This window comes from Flavobacterium sinopsychrotolerans (genome assembly GCF_900110375.1).
GTDB classification, from domain to species: domain Bacteria; phylum Bacteroidota; class Bacteroidia; order Flavobacteriales; family Flavobacteriaceae; genus Flavobacterium; species Flavobacterium sinopsychrotolerans.
The window spans coordinates 598,757-620,389 of record NZ_FODN01000002.1 but is presented as its reverse complement, the minus strand read 5'-3'; the positions used below and the strand labels follow the sequence as shown (position 1 = coordinate 620,389).

General features: G+C 34.5%; 20 protein-coding genes and 1 pseudogene. 8 read left to right on the top strand and 13 right to left on the bottom strand.

Annotation, left to right across the window (positions count from 1 at the left end; all coding sequences use genetic code 11):
- Positions 1-78 precede the first annotated feature (78 nt).
- From BMX64_RS06815 to BMX64_RS06800, 4 genes are all read right to left on the bottom strand, one after another.
- Positions 79-354, bottom strand: coding sequence for a DUF6520 family protein (locus tag BMX64_RS06815; RefSeq protein WP_091168915.1), 276 nt, complete (start codon positions 352-354; stop codon positions 79-81).
- Between the two features lie 100 nt (positions 355-454).
- Entirely contained in the window at positions 455-1,966 is a 1,512-nt protein-coding gene (locus BMX64_RS06810) for a MauE/DoxX family redox-associated membrane protein (protein WP_091168911.1), read from the bottom strand.
- Positions 1,967-2,107: 141 nt separating this feature from the next.
- Positions 2,108-3,046 carry a helix-turn-helix domain-containing protein gene (locus BMX64_RS06805; RefSeq protein ID WP_091168907.1) on the bottom strand — a complete coding sequence of 313 codons (939 nt, stop codon included), beginning with the start codon at positions 3,044-3,046 and terminating at the stop codon, positions 2,108-2,110.
- A 35-nt stretch (positions 3,047-3,081) separates the two neighbouring features.
- On the bottom strand, positions 3,082-3,546 hold the full coding sequence (locus BMX64_RS06800) for a DUF7793 family protein (RefSeq protein ID WP_244273254.1): 465 nt from the start codon (positions 3,544-3,546) through the stop codon (positions 3,082-3,084).
- A gap of 163 nt (positions 3,547-3,709) precedes the next feature.
- Between BMX64_RS06800 and BMX64_RS15955 the strand changes: the two genes are divergently transcribed.
- The 3 genes from BMX64_RS15955 to BMX64_RS15945 are packed head-to-tail and all read left to right on the top strand — an operon-like array spanning position 3,710 to position 4,847.
- Entirely contained in the window at positions 3,710-4,219 is a 510-nt protein-coding gene (locus tag BMX64_RS15955; RefSeq protein WP_317614712.1) for a PLP-dependent aminotransferase family protein, read from the top strand.
- Positions 4,216-4,542, top strand: a complete 327-nt coding sequence (locus BMX64_RS15950) for a TraM recognition domain-containing protein (protein WP_317614711.1) — start codon at positions 4,216-4,218, stop codon at positions 4,540-4,542. The genes BMX64_RS15955 and BMX64_RS15950 overlap by 4 nt, the downstream gene beginning before the upstream one ends.
- Before the next feature lie 56 nt (positions 4,543-4,598).
- Positions 4,599-4,847: a hypothetical protein gene (locus tag BMX64_RS15945; RefSeq protein WP_317614710.1), complete on the top strand. Its 249-nt coding sequence runs from the start codon at positions 4,599-4,601 to the stop codon at positions 4,845-4,847.
- 221 nt (positions 4,848-5,068) lie between these two features.
- Here BMX64_RS15945 and BMX64_RS06790 read toward each other — a convergent pair whose 3' ends face one another.
- From BMX64_RS06790 to BMX64_RS06780, 3 genes are all read right to left on the bottom strand, one after another.
- The gene (locus BMX64_RS06790; RefSeq protein ID WP_091168900.1) at positions 5,069-7,339 is read right to left on the bottom strand and encodes a cation:proton antiporter; all 2,271 of its coding nucleotides are present in this window, start codon (positions 7,337-7,339) and stop codon (positions 5,069-5,071) included.
- A gap of 122 nt (positions 7,340-7,461) precedes the next feature.
- Positions 7,462-8,181, bottom strand: a complete 720-nt coding sequence (locus BMX64_RS06785; protein WP_091168897.1) for a LytR/AlgR family response regulator transcription factor — start codon at positions 8,179-8,181, stop codon at positions 7,462-7,464.
- Positions 8,144-8,905, bottom strand: a complete 762-nt coding sequence (locus BMX64_RS06780) for a sensor histidine kinase (RefSeq protein WP_396180371.1) — start codon at positions 8,903-8,905, stop codon at positions 8,144-8,146. The genes BMX64_RS06785 and BMX64_RS06780 overlap by 38 nt, the downstream gene beginning before the upstream one ends.
- A 422-nt stretch (positions 8,906-9,327) precedes the next feature.
- On the opposite strand from BMX64_RS06780, the gene BMX64_RS15940 reads away from it, so the two are divergent.
- The 4 genes and pseudogenes from BMX64_RS15940 (at position 9,328) to BMX64_RS06760 (ending at position 11,715) form a co-directional block, all read left to right on the top strand.
- Positions 9,328-9,576 carry a hypothetical protein gene (locus BMX64_RS15940; protein WP_317614709.1) on the top strand — a complete coding sequence of 83 codons (249 nt, stop codon included), beginning with the start codon at positions 9,328-9,330 and terminating at the stop codon, positions 9,574-9,576.
- 453 nt (positions 9,577-10,029) lie between these two features.
- Positions 10,030-10,131, top strand: a pseudogene (locus BMX64_RS15995) (transcriptional regulator); the annotation flags it as partial.
- On the top strand, positions 10,128-10,481 hold the full coding sequence (locus BMX64_RS06765) for a HipA N-terminal domain-containing protein (RefSeq protein WP_091168893.1): 354 nt from the start codon (positions 10,128-10,130) through the stop codon (positions 10,479-10,481). The pseudogene BMX64_RS15995 and the gene BMX64_RS06765, both read left to right, overlap by 4 nt.
- 769 nt (positions 10,482-11,250) lie before the next feature.
- On the top strand, positions 11,251-11,715 hold the full coding sequence (locus BMX64_RS06760) for a hypothetical protein (RefSeq protein WP_091168891.1): 465 nt from the start codon (positions 11,251-11,253) through the stop codon (positions 11,713-11,715).
- A gap of 143 nt (positions 11,716-11,858) precedes the next feature.
- Here BMX64_RS06760 and BMX64_RS06755 read toward each other — a convergent pair whose 3' ends face one another.
- Entirely contained in the window at positions 11,859-13,520 is a 1,662-nt protein-coding gene (locus BMX64_RS06755; protein ID WP_167543031.1) for a serine hydrolase domain-containing protein, read from the bottom strand.
- A gap of 71 nt (positions 13,521-13,591) precedes the next feature.
- Positions 13,592-14,392: an AraC family transcriptional regulator gene (locus tag BMX64_RS06750; protein WP_091168884.1), complete on the bottom strand. Its 801-nt coding sequence runs from the start codon at positions 14,390-14,392 to the stop codon at positions 13,592-13,594.
- Between the two features lie 323 nt (positions 14,393-14,715).
- Between BMX64_RS06750 and BMX64_RS06745 the strand changes: the two genes are divergently transcribed.
- Complete coding sequence (locus BMX64_RS06745; protein WP_091168881.1) at positions 14,716-15,900, top strand: PAS domain-containing sensor histidine kinase; 1,185 nt, start codon at positions 14,716-14,718, stop codon at positions 15,898-15,900.
- 883 nt (positions 15,901-16,783) lie between these two features.
- On the opposite strand, the gene BMX64_RS15560 is transcribed toward BMX64_RS06745, so the two are convergent.
- The 4 genes from BMX64_RS15560 to BMX64_RS06730 form a co-directional block, all read right to left on the bottom strand.
- Positions 16,784-17,095 carry a hypothetical protein gene (locus BMX64_RS15560; protein ID WP_143056060.1) on the bottom strand — a complete coding sequence of 104 codons (312 nt, stop codon included), beginning with the start codon at positions 17,093-17,095 and terminating at the stop codon, positions 16,784-16,786.
- Positions 17,096-17,652: 557 nt separating this feature from the next.
- Entirely contained in the window at positions 17,653-20,265 is a 2,613-nt protein-coding gene (gene cphA, locus BMX64_RS06740; RefSeq protein WP_091168877.1) for a cyanophycin synthetase, read from the bottom strand.
- 381 nt (positions 20,266-20,646) lie between these two features.
- A complete protein-coding gene (locus BMX64_RS15990; protein WP_091168873.1) occupies positions 20,647-20,877 on the bottom strand; it encodes a PQ-loop domain-containing transporter in 231 nt (76 codons plus the stop codon).
- Positions 20,878-20,887: 10 nt separating this feature from the next.
- Positions 20,888-21,619 carry a DUF72 domain-containing protein gene (locus BMX64_RS06730; RefSeq protein ID WP_091168870.1) on the bottom strand — a complete coding sequence of 244 codons (732 nt, stop codon included), beginning with the start codon at positions 21,617-21,619 and terminating at the stop codon, positions 20,888-20,890.
- Positions 21,620-21,633: the final 14 nt, after the last annotated feature.

Sequence of the window (21,633 nt, the reverse complement as noted above, 5' to 3'; positions counted from 1 at the left end):
AAAAGCAATGCGGTTTCTATTTATAAGAAACCGCATTGCCATCGGGTATTTCCAAGGATTAGAACTGTTCCCTTTTACCTATTGCTTGTAAAGTGGAACGTTACAAGTTGTAGCCTCTGGATTAGTTTTACCCCACAATCTTACCTCTTCCACTCCTACAGTACAAAAGTCTGTACCGATATCGGAACACGTGTTAGAAATATTACAAGCCGATGAAGGACTGGTATGTGTGTAACCTTGCTTTGGAGCAAATACTTTTGAATTTTTATTCATAGCATTTGAACTGAATGCGCCAGCTACGGCAACTGCAATGACTGCCATAGGCAAAATCATTTTTGAAATTTCTGTTTTCATAATTATAGAATTAAAAATTGATGATCTACTCTGTTAACAGGTTTTCGATCTTATCCCTGATACTGCGCAGTATAATTTTAGACAGATATAACTCCTGTCTTTATTTTTTGAGATTGCTTTTAAAGAGGGGGTTCAACTTGTAAAGTACCAAATGTGTGCCTACGATAGCGAACAGTAGATTGCCTTGAACGATAAAGCTTTTCATTTTTTCTTTCTTTACATTGTAAATAGGAAAACTGAAAAGATAGCTATTGTTTGAAAGGTCATAAACATCAATTATAGTTGCCGCGTCCCATAGCTCTATTGCTTCAAATTTCCCAGGTAAAGCAGATGCCACATACAGCAGATTATTGTGAACAGCTATTGTTTTATTAACTACAAAAGGAGGAGTAGACATTTTTCGTTGTTTGGAAGCAGGCAAGTATTTTACTTGAATTTTTGCTATGCTAAATGTATCAATAGTTTTACCTCGACTAACAACTGAAAGATTTTGGTCAGTTGAAATAAACTGATTCCTGTACTTGTATAGGTAGACGACACTACGATTTACTTTGTCATATTTAAGCATACCATCTGTATCAAATATCCCATCAATCTGTTTTTCTAAAAGTTTCGGTTTAAAATCTGTAGTATTTTCTGTTGCAAGTTTAAATAGTCCTAAGATATTTTCTCCAGTTTTAGGTGCAAAAGCACGGAAAACAACTGTGTTAGTATCTACTGGTTCTGCCAGTGTATATCTAATTGCTATAGGTGCTTGTAATTTTGCTTTCCAATTTGCTGTTTTTCCTCTATAAATACAGGGAACGGTTCCATCAAATAGGTAGAAAGAGGAATCAAGCACACGTATTTCGGCACTATGAAAAGAAAAATCGACTCGATCAAGCTGAATATTATGCTTGTTAATTGTTTTTAAAAGAGTGTCCGCTACTGTAATTTGGAATGGTGTTGTATAATTACCCAGATATATTTTTCCCGGATTGGTTCCTGCAAAATAGTAAGAATTGTATTTAAGATCCTTTTGTCGTATTTCAGTTGCGGGATAATGAGGAAAACGGCGAATAAAATTGTTACGATGATGAATAATATCTTCCGATAATACAAAAAGTAAAACTACAACAGCAATACTAGTAACCAATAAGGCTGGAACTGTAATAAAAATGCTGTTGCGTTTTCTTGTATTGTCGGCTAATATGGTAGATGTTAACAGCAGAATGCCTATTAGTGCTATTAAGACAAACGCACTATTAAAAACTAGATGTTCAGTCCAACCCAACTTATCCAAAATACCCCCACAGGAACAGGGAACAAAAGAGCTGAAATTTAAAATAATAATGATATAACTAGTAAACATTACCATTAGGCTAAAAGCTGCAAATAGCCCTATTACCCGATATCTTGGAATTAGCAGTGTCAAGGCTATAAAAATTTCTATGATTGGGACACCCCATGAAACCCAACTCGCAAAGGCACTTAGCAGTGGCGATTGTCCCAACTGCACTTGAAAGTTTTCGAAATCTAGTAGTTTGCTAATAGCTGCATAGACAAACAACAGAACATACACCATGCAAACCGTTTCAATACTAATCCTTTTTATGTGTTGCGTAGCTTTCATTTCCTGAAGTGATTGTTATTAGTTATGTAAAATTCTAAAAACAGAATAACATAAGTATTATCAAATCAGGATAGTGAAATATCAAATCAGGATTTTTTGATTGATGAAAGTCCTCCGTTTATTTCATGGACATTCCTACTGCTATTTGAGAGCTGGTGTCCAGATCTTTGGCGTTTGTCTTTGAAGGTCGGATGGAGAATACCCATACTTAATTTTGAAAGCTCTTGAAAAATTTGGATACGTAGAAAAGCCTGCCATAATAGCAATCGTTTTTAATGGGATTTCGGTATGCTGTATCAGAAGCAGTGCCCGCTTGAGTCTTTCACTATTATAAAATTGTTGTATTGTGGTCTTAAAGACATGCTTAAAACCGTTCTTTAATTTGTATTCATTGGTACCAAAAATGCGGGAGAGTACTTTTAATGTTGGCATCGCTGAATCCATATTGGCCAATATGTAATCGTAAACCGCTTGTGTGGATTTTACATCTAAAAAGTTGTGCGTTTTCTGTTCTTCAGCCGTTAGAATTTTCTTTGCTGTCATCAAATTTTTCATGTTGTCATCCGCAATAGCAGCAATAAAACTAATTACTACCTCAGTAGTTCCGTATAACCTTGAAATAGTACAATTTACCGGAATAACTAATTTTTTGAAAGAAGCGAGCTCCAGCGCAATACTCGTTTGAAAGGATTCATTTTGCAATATTTCAGGCCGTATCGTTTCCAACAAGGGAACCGATTCTTTTACCAAAAGTTCCATAAAATCCAATTTCAGAAGTTCATGGGAGGTACATCCTAAAAGGTCCGCTACATTTTCAGTAAAATCCTTTATGATGAATTTATTGTCTACTATGAATGAACTTTGAGCTATATACTGATAGCTAAGGTGAGGGTTGGTTAAACCCACATGGAATAGCGACCCATTCATTTCTTCTGCCGTCCAATTGACCAATATGGCCAATCCCTCCAGTTCATCATCCTTCCCTGTCCTTGGTATGCGGTATGCAAAATTCCCTTCTGCCATTTCCAGAAGCATTTCGTAGATAATCTCTATTCGCTGTTGGTCGATTTTCTGATCCATATCCTATAGTATTTAAATTGTTAAAAATTATATTCCTAGACAAATGCTTTCAAAAATTCCAGTGCTTTAGCTTTGTCACTAAACACCTTGGTTGGCACTTGAGGTTTACTTATTTTAAGATAAAATGAAATCATTACAATCGATATCGTTTGGTTTGCCAATATACTGACGGCTTTCGTCAGAACAGAGCCATATTGCGCCAAATAATCCCTGGCTGCTTTATCAGAATCGGCAATGCCTCTAACATCACACAAAACGGGATATACTTTCTCCTTTTGCATTTGCATTCTATCCGCTACAATACGCTGCGCTGCCGCTAAATTAATTACCACACCTGGTTTATACTCAAAAAAAAGTATGTTCCCACTGATCCAGAATAGGGCAAATTCGTTTTCAAAATGGTCCTCCATAGCCTCTGATCTTTTATTACAATCTGGCAAATTAGCGATTCCTTTTCTGCGATTAGTTACCCAAAAAAGAGATAATGTAATAGTAATCAATCATTGTTATTATACACATAGCAATTCGGGAGTATTACTTATCAAATCGGGATTATTTACAAAGTCCCTTCCATTCTACTGTTTTAAAATCAGAACTTTACCTTTTGAAAACCCCTCAACAGATTCAAAAAGGTATAAATCCCTAATTTAAAATGGAATACTCATGGCGAAAATCAAGCACAATCATTTTATTGATACAGTCGATGAAATGTTAACAATGGCAAAAAATGAAGGCACGATCGATCTCTATGCTGAAGATAAAATCCTTACTGGACGCACTCTTCAAATCAACGGCACAGCACTATTCCATTTTGCCACTACCAGTTATCTTGGACTTGAATACGACAACAGGCTGAAAGACGCAACCATTTCGGCTATTGCAAAATACAGTACCCAATTCCCGGTTTCTAAAAAATACCTTTCGCATCCACTATACCCTGCGTATCTCAATGATGCCATGGAACAACTGGAGGGGCAAATTGCTTCCGCTAAGATTGCGATGGCCCGACTTTCTTCTCCCCAGTTGTATTATGTACTATCCGGAAATGACTTTACATTAGACATTAATAATCCGGCTGAACCAAAGATTGTCTGCATGGGCAATACCCCTCAGAAAATACAAATTTATGGTGCCGTATTGTCCTTATATGTCTCTCGCTTAGTAAACTGGTGAATCAAAAAGGGAAGCTGAAAAGCAGACTGGTCTTCGACGAATTTCCGACTATTTATCTCAACACTATGGATAGTCTGATTGCCACTGCACGAAGCAATAAGGTAGCCACTTGTTTGGGGATCCAAGACTTTAGTCAACTTCGTAAAGATTACGGTCGCGAGCAAGCCGATGTGATTATGAACATCACCGGAAACATCGTCAGCGGTCAAGTTACTGGTGACACCGCCAAGCAATTGTCAGCGCGTTTTGGAAAAATTATGCAGGACAGAGAATCGCTATTGATAAATAGTGTGGCACCTCCATCAGCCGTTCCAAACAATTAGAGTCGGCCGTCCCTCCTTCTAAAATTTCCTCTTTAAGTTCTGGTGAATTTGTAGGCATGGTTTCCGATGATCCCGATTGTAAAATTGAATTAAAAACGTTTCATTGTGAAATTGTCATTAACCATGATGCGCTAAAAAAAGAAGAAAATCATTATAAAGATATTGCCATTATTAGAAAGATTGATACTGCAATGGTTCAGCGTAATTACCTGCAGGTAAAACAGGATGTTCTAGAAATCATGCAGTCTGAAATGGAACGTTTGTTAGGTGATCCCAGTCTGACTTATTTGATGTTAAAGAAGTAACTTTTCCAAAGAATAGAATTGCCTAAAATAATGTTTTACATAGACAGAAAAATACGTACAAAAGCATAGTGCAACTTCCGTCAAGAAGGCAAAAATACTGCTGCATTAGCTGTCACAATAAATATTTTAAAGTCACTTTCTTTGGAAAAGGAAATTTTATAGCTTTAGTACTCTTGCAGGAAGTTATATACTAAAGGTATCTACTATTTTTAATTGTGATTCTATGGCTTAATAATCAAGACCGACGGTGTATTGTTGAGCCATATACTTTGAGAATCGATCAGTTTTTTCCAACTGCCTAAACTGATAATCATCAAATCCTGATTTTCTAAAAACTCTTTTTTAATTGTTCTTTCCTGCATCATCATAATGTGGTTTGGCGCTATTTGTTCTATAGAGCGCACAACTTCTTGGATCTCCCTATTGTTTCGCTTTTGTCCAATGACATCCAAAACTGTAATTTGAGAACCATTATTATGAATCAATTTTTGGGCAAATTCGATCAAAAAAGCATCCTCATCACTGAAAATAGGGATAAAAACCCGATTGATTTCCTCCAATTTTTTATCGACTAGAATTCCAACAGGCATTTTACTTTTGGCGATAATTTGTCTGGTTCTTTCATCAAAAGGAGAATTTTCAAACAACCCTTCTTTTCCGGTGAATTTATCAATCAAGCGATCCGGATTAATAATTCTGGTTGTGAAACCAAGGACTTTCCCCAGCAAGGTACCTTCGAAAATAGATTGTCCCAAACCTACGAGCAACAAATCATATTCCCCGTGGTTAGCTGTATCCGTGATGTCAGAATCAATATCATTTGAGGCTTTAAAAAGGGTTAATATTTTTTGATTCAAATTTTCCGATTCGGAAATAATTGGCAAAAATGTTTCTCTTTCGTAATCTTTAATACCAAAGAAATGCATCTCTGAACTTAATGATAAATGCATTGCAGTAACCACCGTATTCCCGCTTTGTTTTTTGACAAAACTATTGGCAACTTTCAATAATGTTTTTCCTTTTTCGGGAGTAGAAAAAGAAATCAGCACCTTATACTTACTTTTATTGCTAATTTCTTCCGGTACAATACTGTCTTTGGTTTTGAAAATATAATTGATTAAATCCAAAGCCGGACCCGTCATAAAGGTTGTCGCCAATGCCATAATAACCATCATGGTGAAAATTTCGGTGGACAAAACCCCTAAATCGTATCCAATATTCAGCACCACCAATTCCATCAAACCCCTTGTATTCATCAGTGTTCCAATGGAAAGACTGTCTTTCCAATTATGTCCTACGAACTTTGCTGCAAGTGCGCTACCAAAAAACTTACCCACAACGGCAACTAAAATAATCAAACCAGTAATTTTCCATAAATTAGGATCGTCAATCAATCCTATTTGAGTTCTTAAGCCTGTAAAAACAAAAAATAAAGGAAGCAAAATTACTACAGAAACATCTTCAACCTTTTCGATAAAAATGGAACGGAATTTATTATTTTCGGGCATAATTGCTCCTGCCAAAAATGCGCCAAATAAAGCATGAATCCCAATTAATTCAGCTACATAAGAAGATAATAACAATGTCAAAAAGAAAATAGCGACAACCGGTTTGTTCAGACTTTCTTTTGTAGCATTTAAATCCCCAACTCTTTTTAGGAAAGGCCGAACCAATTTTAGCATCAGCATTACATAAAATACTGCCAATGCCATAACATACAGGGAACTGGTGAATGAACCAGCTTTTACAATGGCAATTACTGCTGCCAAAATACACCAAGCCGTTATATCATCAGCAGCGGCGCAGGTAATTACAATTGCCCCTAATTTTGTTTTATGAATTCCGCGTTCCCTGACTATCCCAGCCAAAACCGGAAAAGCAGTGATGCTCATCGCAATTCCCAGAAACAATCCAAAAGAAAGAAATTCAACCCCAGGAGGCGCAAAAGAATGGTATATAAAATAAGCAAGCCCTAAACCTAAGGTAAAGGGGATTATTATACTGGCATGACTAATAACCACAGCATCGTGCGCTTTATTTTTAAGCACTTTCAAATCGAGTTCCATTCCAATAACGAACATAAAAAAGATTAACCCTATTTGGCTTAAAAACTGCAGATTACCTAAGGAATCTTTTGGGAACAACATTGTTGAAAATTCAGGAAAATACATCCCGATCAAAGAAGGACCTAAAACAATTCCAGCTATCATCTCTCCAATTACGGTAGGTTGTCCAATTCTTCTGCAAACCCACCCAAAAAATCTTGCAACTAGAATAATGGTAACAATTTGCGCCAGAAGAATGGCTAAAGGATGTTGCAAATTGTGACTCATCGCCGTTATAAAATCATTCCAATGTCCGTTCTCTTTTTGGTGAGAGACAATATTTTGTCCTACTTCCAACATTTTCCCCTTCAGAATAATCCAATACATTAAAGCTGAAGAGACCCCTATAATTATCAAATAAAAAAATGAATTTTTAATACTTCTCATGTACCCTTTTTTAAATTATCATTGCTGTACGATGCAAATATGGGAAGTGATTTTTTAGAAATAAAGAGAAACACACGCTAATTTTCGTCGAATGTAACAAGATGGGAAAACTTTGTAATAAGTTAGATTTTCACTTTTATCAAAAAATCAGAGCGATAGGTTTCGCTCAAAATTAATATCGTGAATTTCCCATCCTTTTCCTGATGACTGAGTGTGATTTCATTGTGGTTGAAAAACTTTACCGCTGTTATTGCGATGATTTCTTTTTTATTCACCCTACAAAAATCAGTATGAGGAAGCTGGCTTAAAAGGGTATCGAAATTAATATTTTTCAAAATCATAGAAGTACCATCAACCAGAAATACTTCTTTATCTCTACTGTCTGTCATGGCAGTTTTGATATATTGAATCTGATGAAAATACAGTAAGGCCCTCCCTTTACCGGTATTTAAATGAATAAATTTTTTAGTAGGTATAGCAATATTAAATCGTTCCAAAGCCTTTGCAACAGCTTTTTGCAGACGCTCTTTTGTAACTGGTTTTGTAATGTAATCGATGGCGTTTATATTAAATGCCTCGGCAGCGTAATCTCTATATGCTGTAGTAAAAATGATTAATTTATGCTGTAGTAGACCCGCAAGAGTCAAACCGTCTATGCCGGGCATTTCGATATCTGAAATACACAAGTCAAAATCGAGCTCCGAGAGTTCAGCCAGTAATTTTTGCGGATTATTGAATGCTTTTACGATTTCTAATTCCGGAATTTGCTCACAAAGCATTTTCAGGTACGTCAAGCCTGGTAATTCATCGTCCAGTAGCAAGCATTTGAGTTTTGTATTCAAGTAGATTGATTTTTAAGTGCGCAATATATACGTCATTTTCGACAAATTTATCCAGTTTGAATTGATTTTTATAGATAATTTTCAAACGTTGCTCTAATGTAGCTGCTCCTATGCCGCTACGTTCTTTCTTTAGTATTTTTTTATCTGATATTTTGTTCGAAACCGTCAAATAAAAACAATTCTCTTTGAATTCAAATAGCACCGAAATAAAGGCGTCGGCACTTTGTAAATCAGCATGCTTAAAAGCATTTTCTATTAAATCTATTGAAATCAAAGGAGCAAGGAGCCTTTGTTCATAGAGCATTTCGTCTTCGTTGATTTTAGTTTTTACTTTCAATTCAAAAAGCGGACTTAGTTTAATTTTATTTATTTCAATGAGATTCAGTGCAAATTCAATTTCTTCTTTTGGAGAAACAAACTTTTTTTGACTTTCATATAAAATGTAATCCAGCACATTCGCCAATTTATCCAAAGCAAAATACGTTTGGTAGGCGTGTGACTGAATTGAATTGAGAATATTTTTGAAGAGGTGCGGATTGAGTTTTGATTCTAAGGTTTCCAACTGCAAATTATTTACTTTCATTTCAAGAAAATGAAACTTTTCTTCAACCTTCTTTTTGCTCTTTCCTAATTTGATCAAAAGATATACAAGATAGCAAAGTACTACTATGAGGATTAAAATAATACCTAGAAACATATAAATCATAGTATTGTTATCTTGAATTTGATTCATCTTTTAGATTTGATTCAAAAGTACTGAAAAATAATTATTACAATATCTTAATTCTTTTATTAAACACTATGTTGAAATTGACCAAATAATTATGTCCGTTATTTAATTGAAAAGGAATCCTTGCAAAAAACACAAGCATCCTTATTTATAAAAAACATACACAGTACCTCTGTTTAAAACTCTTTCAAATTCACCATTCATTAAAAAATTTTCCTTTGCAACTCTCACTAAATTTTTACCAATATAAATGGTGGCAAGACCAAACAGTGATCAGAACGATTTGGAAAAATGATGCAAGACCAAGAAAGCCTATCGATAAATAGTCTGGCACCTCGATCAGCTGTTCCAAACAATTAGAGTCGGCCGTCCCTCCTTCTAAAATTTCCTCTTTAAGTTCCGGTGAATTTGTAGGCATGGTTGCCGATGATCCTAACTGCAAAATTGAATTAAAAACGTTTCATTGTGAAATTATCAACGACCACGAAGGGCTAAAAAAAGAGGAAGATCATTATAAAGATATTGCCATTATTAGAAAGATTGATACTGCAATGGTTCAGCGTAATTACCTGCAGGTAAAACAGGATGTTCAAGAAATCATGCAATCTAAAATCGAACGTTTGTTAGGTGATCCGGGGTTGTTGCACCTTGTGTTAAAAAAATGAAATACGCTTGCGTTTATTTATAGTAGCATTTTTAAGATTTAAACGTAAAAGCCATGGGTTTTAAATGCTTCAAGCATCTAACTGCTTGAAACAAGTTTAATTTTTTAAATTTACCTATACGACTACTTATCAGTATAATACTGTATTTAAAATTGATTTTATGCTGATACTTTACTTTAAGAGAATCATTTTAATATTATTTAATAGTGCATCATAATGCACTTAGTTACAAACAAAAGCTGTCTGTAGAGTAAAAAACATCGAATAGTGCATTTTAATGCTCTTTTTATTGAATTTAATAAAATATAGTTTATATATACATAAAAAAGAGCCGTATAATGCACTTTGAAGAGTTAATAAAAACAATAAAAGAACGTAGAGAAGTACTGCAGGTAACGCAAGAGCTTTGCAGAATTATCTGGCGTTGGCTTAAGAACCCTAAAACAGTTTGAAAGCGGAAAAGGAAATCCTACTCTACTTACTTTATCAAAGTTAGCGGATGTCCTTGGCATGGAAGTTAATCTAAATGTTAAAAAACTATCCCGTAACGAATGAGAAAGGCAAAAATAGTATACAAGAATGAAGAAGCTGGTGTGCTAACCCAACACTATGATGGTTCTTTTACATTTCAGTATCATGATTCTTGGATGGCTGACAGTACTAAACCAGACATAAGTCTTACTTTGCCTAAAACCACGCAAGAATTTCATTCAAAATTCCTATTTCCATTTTTTTTCAACATGCTACCGGAAGGCTCTAACAAACAAGTAGTCTGTAAATACAATAAAATTGACCGAGATGATTATTTTGGATTACTGATGACTACCGCAAAAAACGATAGTATTGGTGCCGTTAGAGTTAGGCTCCCACTTCTGTACCACCTTATCCATATGATTCCACAGTAAGGAATGATTTTATAGTTCTTCCAAAACCTTCAAAAGACTGCATTCATAGAGGTGCTACCTGATAACGCCATTAGATGAACAGATTTTATACAGCAGCGTGATACCAGCCACTATAGAGGCATCACTATTAACGGATTTATTGCTGAAAATTTCAACCACAGATTAAGGGCCGTCGCCCCGAAATCTCACCGTACTTCGTCGGACTCTTTTCGGGGCGCTTTTGCTTGAATCAATTTCTATTATATCAGAGATTATTGTAAAATAAGCCGCAGACTGCTACAATATCATGATTTCTAAATCTCATCATTTTTTTCAGAATATTTACTTTTTACATTTACAAAATTAATGGAGCGTCTGACGCTTTAAAGTGAAGACCAGACAAAAGTTTAAAACCGTCCGAAAGTTTGCTATGGGATTTTACTATATTGATACTACTAAAATCTGAATAAGAATTTCAAACAAATGAGAATAATAAATTGCATTAAACAGATCAAAAACTTATTTTTAAAAATTTATATTATGTATTAAAGTAAGTATTATACACCCCCTACTCTGCTACAAAATCAATACATAATTCCTGATATAAAGGAATAATTGTGATTATAAAAGAAAGCTAAAGGAGCGATTTTAAGAAACTTATTTTCGAGAAAAACAACCAGAAAAAAAAGATAAAATTTATACCTAGATACTACATGAATTCAATTGCTGTTTTATAAAAAAGACCGCCAAAAAGAACTAAATTTGAAACACATTATTAAAAAATACTGTTATGAAAATTTTTTTGATGCTCTTAATATCAATTTTCTTTTTTTCTTGTCATCAAAAAGAAAAGGAGAATGCTGCTGATGCTGCCCCATATCCAATTGTAAAAAAGAAAAAGAAAGAAGAGAACAAACAAATTGGCGACACCATTCACATGAATTTTAGAAATAAAAAAGGCTCCTTTACAGGGGAAGGTTCCTTAGATTCTATTCATTCAAGAGTATACATCAAATTTAAAAATGAAGATTTAGGCGCGTTGCAAGCAAGGATTGTTCCAACTACAGGTCAAGGAAACATCCGTTTCAACCAAATTATTTTTCCCGATAATTCCTCAGATGGCCCCTTTGGAATGGATTTAAAAATCCCACTCAAGCAAAAAGGAGATTATATTTTAGTAATTGGACACTCGCTAATGGCGGACAATCCTTATTGGGGTAAATTCAAGGTGGAGCTTGAGAATAAAAAAGAATAATTTGTGTCTATTCCTAATGGGTCTAAATCATTAGCTATAAAAAACTATTGATTGTACTAATGCAATAAATGACGCTGCAAATAAAAACCTTGTTGATGCTGTAAATTACATGTATTAAAATGATAATGGTAAATTATTATTTTTTAATTTTTAAGATAAGGCAAAATGTAGTTCTCAAAAATTATTTCTGGCTGTTGTGTTTTTCCATTTCTATAATTTCCTGAGGTTATAACAATCACGCTTTTTAAACTTGGGATAACAAAAATATATTGGCCGCCAGCGCCTCTTGCTTCAATAGATTCTACACCTCTTCCGTTAACGTGATAGGTATTGTGCCACCATAAATAACCGTAGCCATTTTTGTCTTTAGTGTTTTCTAAAACACGATAATTTTTAAAGGAATCCATTATCCACTTTTTAGACAGAATACGATTTGATTTCCATCTTCCATTGTTCAGATAGAGTTCACCAAATTTCAACATATCCCTGGAATTCAGGTACATTCCTCCTCCAAAATAGGGTTTTCCTTTAAAATCAGTAAACATAACGTAATTTGAAATGGCTAATTTTTGAAATAGATTCCCGTCTATAAATAATTCTAAAGGCTCCGAAATAACTGAATCCATTGCAACTCCAAGCAAATAAGGATTTGCCGAACCATAATTAGCTGTTCTGTTTGGATTGTTGATCATTGGAGTATTCAATATTGTTGCTATCCAATCCTTTGACTTTTGATAGTTATCTTCAACTGCTGGAGATTTCAGATTTGCATTACTTCCATAATCAATAGCATCTAATCCTGAACTCATAGTCAATAGACTTTGAATATCAATTTTAGATTTCAGACTGTCTTTTAAAACCTGATAATTTATTGGCAAAAAATCAAATATAGATTGCTCCACACTTTTAAACAATGCCTTATCTTCTGCAATTCCAACAATAGCCGATGAAATACTTTTGGATGCTGAACGCAAATCGTGTGGAACATTCTCGGTGTAACCATCAAAATAATTTTCATAAATTAATTTGCCATTTCTGGAAATTAAAACAGAATGGGTATTGGGTAATGAATCTTTAGAAATGAGGTTTTCTAATTGGCTTAGTTCTAGAATTGATCGTTTATTATCTGATTTAAAACCTCCAATCTTCCAATCTATTGTAGATTTTTTCAGCGCTATTTCCGTAATTAAAAGATTTTCAAGATATATTTCTAATTGAATATTATCTGATTCTAATTTTCCTTTAAATTGTAATCCGGTCTTAAAATCAGAAAAGGATATAAAATCATTTTCTTTTTTAAAATTATAGCACCATGTACCTGTAAATCGATTGTCTCCCAAAATTGGATATGCCTCAAAATTGTCATTTGAACCATTTTCTACACTTAAATAGAAGTCGTTTGATTTTAATTCATCTACCATCAAAATATTCCAAAATCCTGTAAAGGAAGTATTTTTGGATTTCAATAGTTTTACATGATAAAACAGCAATCCAGATTTAATAAAACCATTAATCTCGTTTTGATTTTTAGAAAGAACTCCTTCAAAAAATGAATTATCACCAAAAGGTATTTTTATAAAATTACTATTTTTTCCATTAAAGGGAAAATCAAGGCTTTCTTTAGAGCTATAAATTTTGAAGACTGCATTTTCTAATCCTGCATTTTCAATTGCTACTTTTAGGCTAAATATTTTGGAATTTTCTATTTTCCCTTCCCAATTGTCTGTGTAATCTGCCATATTTTGAGCTTTAACAGCAAATGAAAAGAGAAGCAGTAATGCGATTTTGATTTTTTGAAGTTTCATTTTTTTGATCGATTTATGATGAGTAGCAAAGATGAGATTTCGAATCTTCTCAAAATTGTATAAAATTAACATCATCCTATTTTTCTAATTAATTTTGTTGGTGTAGTATTATAAAATCGTTTGAAACTAGAAATAAAATGACTTTGGTCGTAAAATCCGCATTGATAACAGATTTTAGTCATCGAAATTGTATTGGAAGCGATTAAACAAAAAGCTTTATTGACTTTTAATAGTCTAATATAATTACCCAGATTTGTTCCAAAATATCTATTAAATTCTCTGGATAAATGAATCGGATGAATTCCTAAGATGGAACTTAAAGTATTTAAAGAGTAATCAATTTGTTCTTCCAATAAAAGCTCTTGAAGTTTATTAACCCAATCGGGTTTAGCAGTACTTATTTTCTTATTTTCTTTTATGGTACTAAAAATATCAATAAGTAACGACTCTATTGCCAAATTAGAATAGTCATCATTAATTTTAGATTCAATAAACACTTTATTCATTAAGTTTTTAGTCAATGGATTTTTGATATGGATGCTACCTTCAAAATCTAGTATTTGAATATCATTATTCAAAAACCAATTTTCATTGAGTTCAATATGAAATCCTCTTGTATATTCAGGTGGTTTTATGTTGTAATGAGCATCTTGCCAATTGTGAAACAACAAACTTCCGGGTTCTAAATAATAAGATTCTTTTTTGTTCGATTCCAAGAGCTTTCCCTGAAGTAAATAGGTAAAATAGGGATTTTCGTGATAATGCCAATCTACTTTACTGTGGGTATATTCAGTATCGGTGATAATGATATCTTCAAAAGCAGTTTTTTGGTAATGGGTTCCGTAAAATTCTCCTGTATTAAGTTTTTTCATTGGATTCTTTGATTTCTGCTCAAAATTAATCACCAAGTTTAAAGTGTTGAATCACTGTTTAGTATAAGACGGCAAATTAGTATTGTTGTTACTGTATTGGTTGTTCAATTTCTATTACTATTAGAGTTTTGTGGTTTTAAACTGTACTTACTTTTGTACATTAAGATTGATTCTTAGCTTTCTGTGATTACTAAGTTAGCATGTCCAACTACAAAAAGTAGTGAATTATATAAAAAATAAATAGAATTATACAACACGTTCAGCGATGAAAAAAAGAAATTTGCACCTACAATATACATACCCTATTTTATAAATCCAAAGAAATGTCTACATCAAAAACTTCGAAAGATCTTAAAGAGCAATACGTTCCTACTGCAGAATTTTACAGCCAAATAATTGATAGTTTACAGGACTATTCCATTTTTACGGTTGATATAGATTTAAATATAAATAGCTGGAATTCAGGAGCAACAAATATATTTCAATATGAAACAGATGAAATTATAGGAAAGCCATTTGAGACCATTTTTACGAAAGAAGATAAAGAGAAAGGAATTCCACAAGATGAAATTGATCTTGCTTTAAAAAATGGAAGATCTGTAGATGTGAGGTGGCATGTATGTAAGGACGGGAAAACATTTTATGCAGATGGATTAGTATTTCCATTAAAGGACATAGCTAATAAAGTTATCGGATATGTAAAAATATTACGCGACATTACCGCCAAAAAAGTGTCGGAGGACGCACTAAAAAAAAATGCAAAAGAACTTGAAGAACTTAACACACATAAGGAAAATGTACTTGCGATTTTATCTCACGATTTAAGAAGCCCACTTGCAGGTATTATTCAGGGTGCTGATTATTTAAGATCAAATTTCGATACAATAGATCCCACTTTTGCAAAAGATTTGCTAAAAGAATTTCATACTGCAGTTATAAATGAAATGAACATGTTGGACTATCTAGTAGAATGGGCAAGGATTAAGTATGCTTCCGAAGCGTTTAAACCTACTGATATGGAACTTATAAACTGCGTGAAAAAAGTTTTTGAATCTTTAAAAGAAACTGCAGCGATCAATACCATAAATCTTCTCAATGAAATAGAAGAAAATTGTAGTGTGTTTGCCGATGAGAAAATGCTGCTTTCTATTCTGCAAAACATAGTTTCAAATGCGATTAAACATTCGCATAAGGGAGGCCAAATTACGTTATCAGCCAGGCAAAGTGATGACCTGATGATTGTAGCTATCAAAGATTCAGGGAAGGGCATGTCAAAAGAAATAATGGATACGCTCTTTGCCCCACAAGTAAAATCACTTTCTAAAGCGGTTGAAGAAAATAAAGGAGCAGGAATCGGTCTATTATTGGTGAAAGGATTTTTAGAAAAAAATAATGGTGAAATATGGGTTGAAAGTGAAGAAGGTAAAGGATCTTCTTTTTATTTTTCATTACCCATCAAACAACCCGAAAATAGTACTGCTCTTTCGGAAAAAGAAGCTTATGTTTAGCGGATCAACAGGTAAATTACAGTAAAGAAATAGGCATTACATTTTTCTGCTAGACAACCCAGCAGGTGTAATTCATTTTTTTTTTGTGCCTGAAAACATATTTTTATAACCATTTCGGGTAATTAAATTTAAGTGTAAAAAGTTAAACATTGCATCATTAATTTGTAATGATTTTGTCATTTTAAGCAACGAGAGTTGAGCGGCAACCAACAGAAAAAGTAAATTTTATTTTATGAATTATTCATTTGAGTCTCCTTTATGGCAATGAAATAGTACTGAATGCAGTAAGGTTCTCAACCATAAATGCACTTCGATCTGCGCAGATGTAAACATAAAAAGAATTAAATTACCGCATCCTTGGGCTCATGTAATTTTGATTTTCTATAAAAAAGTAAGCCTTCTCAAATTTTACAAAACGTATTTCGGTATTTTAAAATAGTAAACGTATAACTAATATTCAATGTTTTATTATGCTGTATTACTATTTTTCAAAAAAAAGATTTGTCAAAGATTAGCAACGATTAATTTGTCACCTAGCTCTAAAATCTTTTTTTTTCTCTTGCTAATCAATACTAAAACTAATTTAATAATTGCTACGCTACAGCTTTTTTTTGCGCTTCATCTGTTTGTCGACTTATTTTTTAACGTTACCCAAATCAAAACGATAAATAGCTTCCAACTTCAAAAGAAGTGTATTTGATTTATTTTTTTAATACTTAGGTTCGGTTATCCCCTAAATTTTAATGCCAGAATTTGTAAATCAAGTTTTTGATCTATTGGATACACATTAAACTAATTTAAAAAGTATCCCATTATTAGTCGCAAAAATATTTTTTTGTCCAGGACGCTTCGTTGTAAATCGATCGAATTATTTTCGACATAATTAGCACGAACGCCATCGGTATTCAGTTTGTAACTGTTTCCATGATCCAGAAAATCCACGTCTACACTTGTTTTTATCAGTCAAACTATAATTGATATCAGCTTCATTTGGCATAAAGAAATTTATTTCAAAACGTTTATTGGGACTACGATAATAGAAAACAACAATGGGAACTATGGAGATGCCGTAAGCTTCACTACTGCCGTAAAGCCCCAAACCACAGCCAAATTTTTTGTTTCTTTTATATCTTAATAAAGTCAATTCGCCCAAGTAAATAACTTCATTGCTGAGATTGACATGAACAGATGCCACTTTTGGGAGAAAAAAGGTAGACTCCACTCCAATGTCGGAATGGTTGATACTTTAACCCGCTCTTAAATTCGTGGAGTATAAGTGATTGTTATCAGAATCAGTAAATAATTGTAAGTTGTAGCTGCTGAAATTTACATTGGTAACAAAAATATATTTTTCATTTAAAACAATGGGTAAAATAAGATTGGTTTGAAACGTGGTTATGGTGTTAATCGATGAATTTTCGAAAGTTTCTTTTTACGATTTCCCTCAATTGATGGAAAATAGATCGCTGTATTCTTGCGCGCTACATAAAAAAGGCAGTAATAAAAATTATAATAGTATTTTATTTTTTTTACAAAGTTGATCAATTATTTAAAAATATTTTGGAATGCGCTTTTCATTTTTGACAACGATTTAAAGCAATCTATTTTAAAGCTAAACAACAGCACAAATGTATTTGCATCACTAGCACTTGATGGCGCAGACGCAAAAGTTGCTGTTGATTTACTTGTACTCCCAGTTGCACTCGCTAGCATGCGATACGCTACTACTCTTATTCGGATTGCAGAACTAAATCATGCTGTATTTTCTTTTTCTATTTGTTGTTCCACATAAGCAATCGTATTTTGAATGTCATCAACACACACAAAAATAAATTCTCCTCTTTGCGCATGATCGATAGCATATTGGATAGATTCTATTTCATTAGAGACGATAGTTACTTTTACATTGCTATTAATTTCACGAATACCTTCAGAAAGCAACCTGCTTAGTTCTTCTTCAGTTCTGCCTCTGTTATCTCCGTGTCTTATTATTATCTCATCAAACATTAGCGCAGCATAACGGCCAATATTTTTTATATCTTCTACCCGACGGTCGCCGGTAGCTGAAATAATTCCTGTTTTTTTTATTGCATCAACTTGTTCCATGAATTTCTTCATCTGAATGTAGCCATCCGTATTATGAACATAGTCAATCATCAATCGGAAATTTTTAAATTCGAAAATATTCATTCTTCCAGGTGTCAATTCTGGCGAGGGGATAAAAGATTGAAGCGCAGCCGCAGTTGTTTCGACTGGAAAATTACTTATTGAAGCTGCTAATAAAGCCGGTAAAATATTTTTAATCATAAACTCACAGGTACCGGAAAAGGTAAGAGGCACTTGATTTACGGCTGCTATTTTCGTTTTCCATTCCCCTTTTCTGAGGATAAAATAATTATCTTCAACAAAAGCCGCTAATCCGCCTTCACTACAATGTTTTTTTATCCGTGCATTATTGGCATCCATGCTGAATAATGCGATAGAACAAGTAAGCGTATCTTTCATTTGATAAACCAAATCGTCATCCGCATTTAGAATTGCAGTTCCGGTATCAAAAGTGCTTCGCGGAACCACTGCTTTGACCCTTGCCAATTGTTCTATGGTGTCAATGTCGTTTAAGCCCAAATGATCCTCCGTAACATTGGTTACCACGCTGATGTTGCATTTATCAAACCCTAAGCCGGCCCTGAGTATTCCGCCTCTGGCACATTCGAGCACGGCAAAATCAACAAGTGGGTCACGAAGCACGGTAGCTGAACCGCCGGGTCCGCTGCAATCTCCTAAACGAATTGTAGTTCCATCGATATAGATTCCATCCGTTGTCGTATATCCTGTATGATGGCCGGCTGCTTGAGCCAAATGGGCAATCAATCGAGTAACCGTAGTTTTGCCATTGGTACCGGTTACGGCAACTACCGGAATACGCCCGCTGGCATTATTAGGGAAGAGCATATCTACCAAAGGGGCAACCACGTTTCTGGGTGTACCTTCGGTAGGAGAAAGATGCATTCTCAAACCGGGACCAGCATTTACTTCAATCACAGCTCCATTTTCTTGGGTGATGGAACCAGCAACATCTTCTGCCATGATATCGATACCACAGATGTCTAAATTCATCAGACGCGCAATACGTTCTGCCATGAAAATATTCTGCGGATGCACCATATCCGTTACATCTGTTGCTGTTCCGCCCGAGCTTAGGTTGGCAGTATCTTTTAAAAATAAAATTTCTCCAATAGATAAAACCGAATCCAATCTAAGTTCCTTTGCCGCTAAAATGGATAATGTTGCCGCGTCAATTGATATTTTGGTAAGTACTTTTTGATGACCTTCTCCTCTTTTTGGATCACTATTAGTTTCATGAATCAGTTCTTCAATAGTGCTCCTACCATTGCCCGTCACTAAAGCCGGTGTTCGTTTGGCTACCGCTGCCAGTTTGTAATTGATAACTAGAAAACGATAGTCATTACCTGGTATAAAACGCTCGATTATTACGTCTTCGGAAATTTTTTGAGCAGCATAAAACCCCTTTCGTGCTTGGTCTAAAGTTGTTATTTGAGTAGTAATTCCTCGGCCGTGATTGCCATTTACAGGCTTGGTTACTAGCGGAAATCCAATATTTTTTACAGCTTCTTCCAGTTCATTTATATCGTCGATTAGCATACCTTTAGGTACAGGAATGTACGACCGGGATAATAAGTTGCGGGTAGCATCTTTATCAGAAGCCAAATCAACGGCGATGCTGCTTGTAGTTGATGCAACAGATGCACGGATAATTTTTTGACTGCGTCCTTGTCCCAGCATTAATAAAGAATCATTGTTTAGTCTGGTGTAAGGAATGTTTCTACTTTGCGCTTCTTTTACAATGGCAAACGTACTAGGACCCAATTTTTCGCTATTGTACAGGCGTTGCAACTCTTGTATAGCAACATCCAAATTATAATCTAATCCGATCAGCAGATTCTCCACTAAATCAACTGCAGCTTTGGCAGCATATTTCCCAGCTCTTTCAGTACTATACGAAAATACAACGTGATAAATACCCTTTACATTAGTAGAACGCGTTCGTCCGAAACCACATTCCATGCCCGCAAGGCTTTGCAATTCAAGGGCAATGTGTTCTATCACGTGGCCCAGCCAAGTGCCTATTCGTACATGCTCAAGAAACCCGCCTTCAACTCCTTGTGAGCATCGGTGACTTTTCAAAGATGGCATTAGACGTTCCAACGCTCCACCAAAACCATTAATTGTGTTAGTTGGCCGTTGCTCCCAATCTCCAATGTCAAGTTTCATGACAATAAGTTTTTCCCTGTTCCCAGACCAGTAATTGGCCCCTCGCATCACCTTAATCTCTATTATTTCCATTGTCTTTTACTATTTTTTAAAACGTATTGTATTATTAAAATCAATGCGATGCTACTATGATCTGCTTTCAATTTCCCTGCTATAAAAAAAGCGAATTGCATTTAATCCACTGATAAATAGCTTCAGTTATCTCTTCCAATTTTATTTTTTCTTGACTGATAATTTTCGTACTCAATTATTTTTGTTTTTAGCCTGCATAGCTCTTCGAAGTATTTATGGTTTTAAAACAACGTTAACGTAAAACTATTGGTTTATATGGCAATGATATTTATATAATAATGTAAAATATTTATACAATTCATTCATTTTAAAGCAAGATCTGCACGCATACCTATTTTTTTGTATCAATCATTACGTTGTTTTTCAAAGTGCATTTCGGTATTAGAATAACGGTGGAAATCTTAGCATATATTCGTTAACGAACGTCTCAGGAATTTCTGTCCCAAAAATCCTGAAGGCGGTCCACATGATTCTGCCTTCAAGCAACAAGACACAAGTGATTACCGAGCTGTCTTTTGTTGATTTTATTTTATGGATATTGTAGGTCTGTGGAAAATCGGCACCAGTGGCGATAGCAGCACCGACCAAACCCAGTATCTTTCCATACTCCACAAATTGCCAACTAAGATTTAAATAGTCTGCGCAGTTCTAATGCATTTAAAACTCCGGCTGCACTTGCGGTATTATTGAAGTAAATAAAGACTTCTTCGAACAAGTGTTTATTAACAATAGTTTCATGTAGATTCATTAGATCGGTGTGGCTGTATTCAGAATAAAACATTTTTGGATTTCCGTGAAGCCTGAGGCAGCCAACGAAAGTGTTGGCAATAATATCGGATGGCATCGTCGGATGGCTGACGCTGCAAAAGATGATGTTGTTTTTTGCCAGCTGGTCATACACGTCTTTAGACCACCAACTTTGGTGTCGGAATTCGACCGCTGTTTTAAAATTGGGATTGAGGGATTCTATTATAAGATTGAGCTTTTCAGGGCTGTAATGAAAACTCGGAGGAAGTTGGAATAGGATACAGCCCAGTTTATCGCTAAGTCCTTGTTTGCAAAGCGCATACAATTTATCGATTTCGGGTCTGCATTCAAGGAATTTTTTGATGTGCGTTATCACTTTTGGGGCTTTAACGGAATAGATAAAACCATCGGGGCTTTTCTTATACCAGTTTTCCAGAACTCGCAAGGTTGGGAACTTATAAAATGTAGCGTTGATTTCGAAAGTGTTGAAATGTTGGCAATAAAATTCAAACCATTTGGCCGAAGGTATATTCTCGGGATAAAAAATATTTTTCCATTTGGCATTGTAGAAGGAGGAACAACCAATATGTATGTTTTTTGCGGACATAAAAATAAGGATTG